The sequence below is a fragment of the Emticicia sp. genome, assembly GCF_043780375.1.
Classification (GTDB): Bacteria; Bacteroidota; Bacteroidia; order Cytophagales; family Spirosomataceae; genus Emticicia.
Genome location: NZ_JAYWCU010000293.1, coordinates 1 through 7556, shown reverse-complemented (window position 1 = coordinate 7556; position 7556 = coordinate 1). Strand labels below are relative to the sequence as shown.

5 protein-coding genes and 1 pseudogene are annotated in these 7556 nt (G+C 34.9%); 1 reads left to right on the top strand and 5 read right to left on the bottom strand.

Translation table 11 applies throughout. The annotated features are described in order from the left end of the window. The 4 genes and pseudogenes from ACH2CJ_RS21440 to ACH2CJ_RS21425 form a co-directional block, all read right to left on the bottom strand. Positions 1-274: pseudogene (locus tag ACH2CJ_RS21440) on the bottom strand (hybrid sensor histidine kinase/response regulator); the annotation flags it as partial. Between the two features lie 903 nt (positions 275-1177). Then, positions 1178-3076 (bottom strand): molecular chaperone DnaK, encoded by a 1899-nt coding sequence (dnaK, locus tag ACH2CJ_RS21435; RefSeq protein WP_394996532.1) that lies wholly within the window; start codon positions 3074-3076, stop codon positions 1178-1180. Between the two features lie 105 nt (positions 3077-3181). Continuing rightward, a complete protein-coding gene (locus tag ACH2CJ_RS21430; protein WP_394996530.1) occupies positions 3182-5794 on the bottom strand; it encodes an NPCBM/NEW2 domain-containing protein in 2613 nt (870 codons plus the stop codon). Positions 5795-6079: 285 nt separating this feature from the next. After that, a complete protein-coding gene (locus ACH2CJ_RS21425; RefSeq protein ID WP_394996527.1) occupies positions 6080-6670 on the bottom strand; it encodes a DUF937 domain-containing protein in 591 nt (196 codons plus the stop codon). Positions 6671-6821: 151 nt separating this feature from the next. On the opposite strand from ACH2CJ_RS21425, the gene ACH2CJ_RS21420 reads away from it, so the two are divergent. Continuing rightward, the gene (locus ACH2CJ_RS21420) at positions 6822-7244 is read left to right on the top strand and encodes a nuclease A inhibitor family protein (protein WP_394996524.1); all 423 of its coding nucleotides are present in this window, start codon (positions 6822-6824) and stop codon (positions 7242-7244) included. Positions 7245-7355: 111 nt separating this feature from the next. Here ACH2CJ_RS21420 and rplT read toward each other — a convergent pair. After that, positions 7356-7556, bottom strand: a 201-nt coding sequence (gene rplT, locus ACH2CJ_RS21415) for a 50S ribosomal protein L20 (protein WP_394996521.1), incomplete at its 5' end; no start/stop codon positions are given.

Below are 7556 nucleotides of genomic sequence, written 5' to 3'. Positions count from 1 at the left end.
GTTTACTTATGCCTTCCATGAGCTTATGTATTGATTCTCTACGGTGCTCAATTTCTTCCTTGAGTTGTGCATTAATCTCTGCGTATTTCCTTTCACTTGGCCGCACTAAACTTTTTAGTTGTTCTTTTTCATTTTCAAAAGTGACACACAATTCGTTTGTTGACTTTAAAAACTCAGTCATAAATTTGTGTTTTAAATGTTCTTCTGGTAAGTGTTTTTGTATTAACTCGTTAAGTGAATTGTGATAGTAATTTGAACTCATAATGGTTTTCATAATCTGCAGTGATAAAGATGTTAAGTTTTTGGTTAAATAAAAACAATAATACTAATGCATTATCATTTGTTTAATTTGAAGAAAGCACCTCTGTAAAGAATTATGTTTAAGTGAGGATTGAATCTCACATTTTTACATATAATAGTATAATTATTTTTCAATTACTCTTTTAATCTATTTATTATTAATGAAATACATCTTTGCATAGAATTGTTGGTGAATTTAAATTAATACTAATACGGTTATAATGGATGGAACAAAAAAAGGTTAATAAACTATTTTTGTCATAATCTAAATCTAAGTTTTTGCCATAAAAGTAATTTAATTGAGATACAAACTTTTTCTATTCTCTAACTTTCCTATTTAAAGCGAATCTGAGTAAGTTTTATAGTTTGGCATGGTGTTTGTCATCTAATTAAATAACTTGAGAATTTTGATTTTTATCAAGTAACCATTTATATATTATTCTAGTAAACTTTAAAACATTGAAAAGGTATTCTTTTCAATACATTTAAGGTATTTGTATGATTATTATTGTACAAAAATTATACCGAATACATTGAAAGTTATAATAAAAAAAACTTAATGTAATACTTCCAATTTCAATATTCTCTCTGATAGTTCATTTTTATACCGAAATAATAGTAATATCTCCTTTTGTTAATAGTTTTCCCACTTGTTTTTTTCGATTTTGCTCCCTCGGTGCGTTATGTTGAATTTTTAACTATAGTGTGTCTTGTCTTGAAATAAGTTTATAATTGAAGTTATGAATAATAACTAAAGAAATATGTTTTTGTATAAACCCATTTCAAGACAATACATGATTGAATATTTCGATGAATTTTGCACAAAAAAGCCCTCTTTTCGTTAGAATTGAGGGCTTTTTATATGATTTAGAGAAACTTATTTCACTTCTTCATAATTCACATCTGTTACACCTTCTTCGGTGCCTGTGCTTGAAGAGTTTGCTTGGTCGTTTTGCTCTGCACCAGTTGGAGCAGCACCCGTAGCGTACATTTCTTGCGAAGCAGCTTGCCAGGCGGTATTTATTTTCTCCATTGCTGAGTCAATCGCTGCAAGGTCTTTAGTACCGTGAGCCGCTCTTAATTCAGTTAATGCACTTTCGATGGCTGTTTTGTTGCCTTCAGAAAGTTTATCGCTATATTCTTTCAACTGTTTTTCAGTTGTAAAAATCATCGTATCAGCAGCATTTACTTTCTCAACTTTCTCTTTTTCTGCTTTGTCGGCTTCTTCGTTGGCTTTTGCTTCGTCTCTCATTTTCTGAATATCGGCATCAGATAAACCAGAAGATGCTTCAATACGAATTTTTTGCTCTTTACCAGTTCCTTTATCTTTTGCAGCAACGTGTAAAATACCATTCGCATCTACATCAAAAGTTACTTCTACTTGGGGCACACCACGTGGTGAAGGTGGAATACCATCTAAGTGGAAACGTCCTAAAGTACGGTTTTGTGTTGCCATTGGACGCTCACCTTGCAAAATGTGTAATTCAACTGAAGGTTGATTGTCTGCTGCTGTTGAAAACGTTTCGTTTTTCTTTGTTGGAATTGTTGTATTTGCTTCAATCATTTTAGTAAATACACCACCCAAAGTTTCAATTCCTAACGATAAAGGAATAACATCAAGCAATAAAATATCTTTTACTTCACCAGTCAAAACACCACCTTGAACCGCTGCACCAATTGCAACTGCTTCGTCTGGATTGACGTTTTTAGAAGGTTTTTTGCCAAAGAATTTCTCTACTTCTTCTTGTACTTTCGGAATACGAGTTGAGCCACCTACCAAAATTACTTCGTCAATGTCGCTATTGCTCATGTTTGCGTTTTTCATGGCACGCTTACAAGGCTCCATTGCTCTTTGGATGAGGGTATCGGCCAATTGCTCAAATTTTGCTCTGCTCAAACTTCTCACTAAGTGCTTAGGAACACCATCAACTGGGAAGATATAAGGTAAATTTATTTCAGATTGAGCTGAACTCGACAATTCAATTTTAGCTCTTTCTGCGGCCTCTTTTAAGCGTTGAAGAGCCATTGCATCTTTACGAAGGTCTATGCCTTCATCTTTTTTAAATTCGTCAGCTAACCACTCAATAATTACTTGGTCGAAATCATCTCCACCTAAATGTGTATCTCCATCGGTTGATTTTACTTCAAAAACTCCATCGCCCAATTCCAAGATTGAAACGTCGAAAGTTCCTCCGCCTAAATCAAAAACAGCAATCGTGATGTCTTTTCCTTGCTTGTCAAGACCATAAGCCAAAGCTGCTGCGGTTGGCTCGTTGATAATACGTTTTACATCTAAACCTGCAATTGTGCCAGCTTCTTTAGTTGCTTGACGCTCGGCATCGTTGAAGTAAGCAGGAACTGTAATAACAGCCTCTGTTACGGTTGTGCCAAGATAATCTTCGGCAGTTTGCTTCATTTTTTGAAGAATAGATGCCGAAATTTCTTGTGGTGTATATAGTCTATCTCCAATGCGAACTCGTGGCGTATTGTTTGCTCCTTGCTCTACATCGTAATTAATAGTTTTCAATTCACTACCAACTTCAGTAAAGCGTTTACCCATGAAGCGTTTGATTGAAGAAATTGTGTTTTTCGGGTTTGTTATAGCCTGACGTTTGGCAGGTGCACCTATTTTCTTTTCTCCGTTTTCCAAAAAAGCTACAATTGAAGGGGTTGTGCGTGCACCTTCGCTGTTGGCGATTACAACTGGCTCGTTTCCTTCCATCACGGCAACGCACGAGTTGGTTGTTCCTAAGTCAATTCCAATGATTTTTCCCATATTATTTGTGTCAGTATTATGTATGCAAATTAGATTTGCTAACACTTCATCAATTGAAGTGCCAAGCGTTGTTTTGGCAGAAAATACTGACACATTGGCAGAAAATTATTCTTTGTTTTGAATGATAGGCGACATTTTTGGTTTATCGGCAGCTTGAGTCTCAGGTGGGGGTGACGACTGAGTGTCAAACGTTGGTCCATTGACACAACCAGCAATTAATGCAGTAAAAACAGTTCCAGAAGTGGCTTGAAAACCAGGTAATAAAGTAACAGATTTAGCTGCTTTATAAGAAACTTTTGATTGTAAGAAAATAATATTTGTGGCAGTAATAGTTTGAGAAGCACTAAAAATTAGATTATTTGCAGTACCACCAATATTATTTTTGTTATTAAGTACATAACTGGTCTTACAATTAGGAATTACTTTGACAGTATCTCTTGCTACGATACTAATGCAACTCCCCACTGTACATGTAACGGTATATATAGTAGTATCGGTTGGGCTAACAGTGATTGGGTTAGTTGTAGAACCAGTTGACCAATTTAATGTGCCTCCACTACAACCAAAAGCAGTGAGAGATGATGATTGACCAATATTTATTATTTTATTTGAGGTTGAAATAAACGGATTTTGCAGTGTAACAACTTCTATTAAATTGCTTTGGCTTGACAAATTTCCAGTATAATCTACTGCTTTCACTGTAAATTGATAATAGTTAAGTTGCGAAAGACCAGTTACTTGAAAAATTGTAGTAGGTGCATTTGTGCTTCCAATTAATACATTATCTCGATAAACATTATATTTTTCAACTTCCATGTTATCAGTTGAGCTCGACCAAGTAAGTCTTACACAGTTTTGTCCAATATTACTTTCTATTAATGAAGTTGGAGCAGAAGGGGCTTGAGCATCGACACAATGTAGCCTTGCACCTGCCCAGTCGGCATGGTCAGCAAAAAAATTGTCGCCAGCATCATTTACTTCCAATTTCAATTCGTTGACGTTTGTAACATCAATATTGAGCTTTACCGTAGCTGAATTTTTATTTAATACAGCACTTGAATAACTCAAAACATTGTCTTTATAAACCTTAAATATAACTGTAGTACCTTCTGTGGCATTACTTACCTCATCATCAATACCAATATCCGTAATAAACCTACCAAAATTGTTATCTAAATAATATTTGATTTCTGAATTGGCATGAACACCAATACCTTTTACATAACTTACACCTTTAAGCTTTATAGTTGTTCCATCGCCAGCTCCATTCTGTCCATTACTTTGGTCCATTTCAATTGGTCCATAACCATTTGTAGAATAAAAAGGAGTTAAATTAGATAGATGGGTAATACTTGTACAAGCCGTACAATTATTACTAACATCCTGAACAGTAAAAGGTTGGGTAAAAGTTATATTTCCTTGATTATCAGTTAAATAACAACGATAAGTTCCTGAGGCACGATTAATGCTTTGGGTAGTTGCTTCTGGCGTATCTTCAATATCGTTATTACCAATATCTATTCTAATCCATTTATAATTAGTATAACCTGAAGGTGCAGTCAAACGAAATTCGGTGGCAGAATGACACCCTACACTAATAATCGGCAATTCTTTTGCCGTTATTGGCGTTGCATTATTGAAAAAATCAACGTTTAATGATGCATCCCAACGGTTGGCGAATTCGATCAGCCCTGCTCCAAAGAAATGAACTTCATCACTACGGTTTGAACCTAATAAATCATCGGTCGATGGACCTGAGAATACCTTGTTGCCATTATTTACTAATGAGTTTTGTGCATTAATGATAGCACTATTGGGATTTCCTGAGCCACCATTGGCATTTTTGTCAAAAACTGTTGCTTTTGATATAACCCAAGGGATAGTACTACCCAAATGTGAGCGGCTTTTATCAATAACATAATTTATATTTGAAACGTATGTGGTACCGTCAGTAAGAGTATTTGCGTAGTTATCCGTTTCTCCTTGAAACCATAAAACTGCTCTTGCTCCAAAAATTGATGCATAATAATTTAATACTTTTTTTAAACCATCATAGGGAGTTCCAACGGTATTGCAATATTGTAAGCCAGAGTAATGATTAATAGTAGATAATCCATCTGAACTTTCTTTCCAATTTTGAGAAGAAGTAGCGGTGGCTGAAGCATTAAAAAACACGACTGGTACTCCCAACCTACTTACTAAATTATCTCCTAATTTTCCAAAACACCAAGGATTTAGCCCTGATTTAGACAAATAACTTCTGGTACTACCATTATTAAATATTTGAGTAAATGTTGGGTAATTTGGAAATTTAAGGTCACATTGTGCAAATTCTGTTTTTTCATTATGCGAAAGTACTCGTTCGTCATTTGCTCCAACTTCACCATTATCTCCTTCAAGCCCTTGAACATTTGACTGTCCTGCAATAATAAAAACTTCACCTACTCCAACCCGATTTAAGGTAGTAATACCAACCACATTGCCATTAAGTTTGCCTCTAACTTCTAACTTATACCAGCCTCCAGAAATATTTGAAAGCGATCCACTGAAAATTCCTTTACTTGGGCTTGAAGATATCGTTGTCCAATTTAGAACGATAGCATCGGTAAAAGCATTTTTTAGTTGTGCTTCAACGGTATTGATGAGAGAAGTATAATTTCCTGTAATATTAATTGTTGCTTGATTACTTAGATTTCTTTGAAAAACAGCTTTTTCCATTGGAAAAGTTATGGAAATTTGAGCTTTAGAACTTAAGCCAAACGCCAGAAATGAGATAATTAAAGGTAGAAAATTAATTCTCATATCGAATATTTATATTTTAATTATTTAAAAGTTGTTGTGTTAAAACACAAAATAACGAAAAAGTAAATCTAATTACTATATTTTTTGATTAAACGGTCGTTGTTTTTAGTAAAGGTCAGTATCTTAAGAAATTATTAGACAACTAAAACGCAAAAGAGGGGTCATAAATTATATGACCCCTCTTCTAAATATTTCTAAAAATTATTTGCCAAATAAACCGCCTAACAAACTACCAATACCACCACCTTGTTGGGTTTGTTGTCTGCTTCCGCCCATAAAACCACCAGCTATATTCATAAGATCGCTCATGTCAAGTTTGCCATCCTTCATTGCATCTGCACCTTGACTTAACAAACTTCCAAAGTCGAAACCAGAAGTTTTTCCACCAGTAATACCACCCATTAGTCCATCAATGTCAATTGAGCTATCATTAGGGTCGTTTGTTTTATCGATAAGTCCGCCCAAAACTGATGGAAGCATATTTCCAACCACACCAGCGGCAGCCGAATTTGACAAACCGAATTTATTCATCAAGTTTCCAATTACACTCTGAGCGATGTTCCCAACGATTGGATTTGACATCAATCCACCACCATTGCCTGTACTGCCGCCCAGCAAACCTAAAAGGCTACCAAGTCCACCTTGCGAGTTTGCTTGGTTTGAAAGACCGCCCATCAGGCCTTGCATTACTTCATTCATAACTCCCTCATTGTGTTGGTTTGGAACCTGAGGATTATCGATTACAGCACTTTGTCCGTGTTGTTGAATAAGACCTTGCAATACTTCTAACATTTTTTTAAGATTTAATGGTTGTTAATTGGCACAATATTACTATTTTACTTACATTTAATTCCAAATTTATTGAAATTATTTTCGGATATTTGACGCTAAAATCATTGATTGGTAACAGAAATCATAAAAGAAATTTACTAAACTACTAAAAGTGAGCGAAAACGAACAAAATTCAGAGAAATCATTCGTAGAATTATTAACTGCAAATGTTGATGGCTTATTATTTCCAAGTGAATCAGATGAAAAAATTAGAGTAATTGATTGGCAAGCTGATAATGCTCCTCCTTTTGATACAATACTTTTTCGTAAATACATTGGAGTTACTCCTGCTGTAAGAGTGGAGGTTTTACCATGGGAAAGATTCTTTGAGCCTATTTTGGTAGAAAAAGAATGGTGGACTGATTTGGAAAAAAATAGAGCTGTAAATTTTACCAAAGTAAAAGAGCTTGTTGTTAATAATTTAACAAACTTAGAATATTTGCGGGCAGGAAGGGTTGAAATTGAAGCCTATCTAATTGGGCAAGATAAAGAAGGTAAATGGAAAGGGCTAAAAACACTGATTATTGAAAGCTAACCCCACGCCCATGAAAGGGAACCTTATTTAACACCAACAAAAAAAGCGTCAATTAAATTGACGCTTTTTACATATAAACCTTATTAGATAAAAACCTTATCCTTTGTAGGGTTACTTTACTTTTTCTACAACTGCTTTGAACGCATCGTAATGGTTCATCGCTAAGTCGGCTAATACTTTTCTGTTAAGTTCGATGCCTGCCTTTGCAAGTTTGTCGATAAGTACAGAATATGACATTCCTAACGGACGCACACCTGCATTAATACGGACAATCCACAAACGACGATAACTTCTTTTCTTTTGTTTACGACC

Coding starts and splice junctions, on each gene's coding strand:
- ACH2CJ_RS21425 (WP_394996527.1), bottom strand. CDS start 6,670: ATGTTAGAAGTATTGCAAGGTCTTATTCAACAACACGGACAAAGTGCT.
- ACH2CJ_RS21430 (WP_394996530.1), bottom strand. CDS start 5,794: ATGGAAAAAGCTGTTTTTCAAAGAAATCTAAGTAATCAAGCAACAATT.
- dnaK (WP_394996532.1), bottom strand. CDS start 3,076: ATGGGAAAAATCATTGGAATTGACTTAGGAACAACCAACTCGTGCGTT.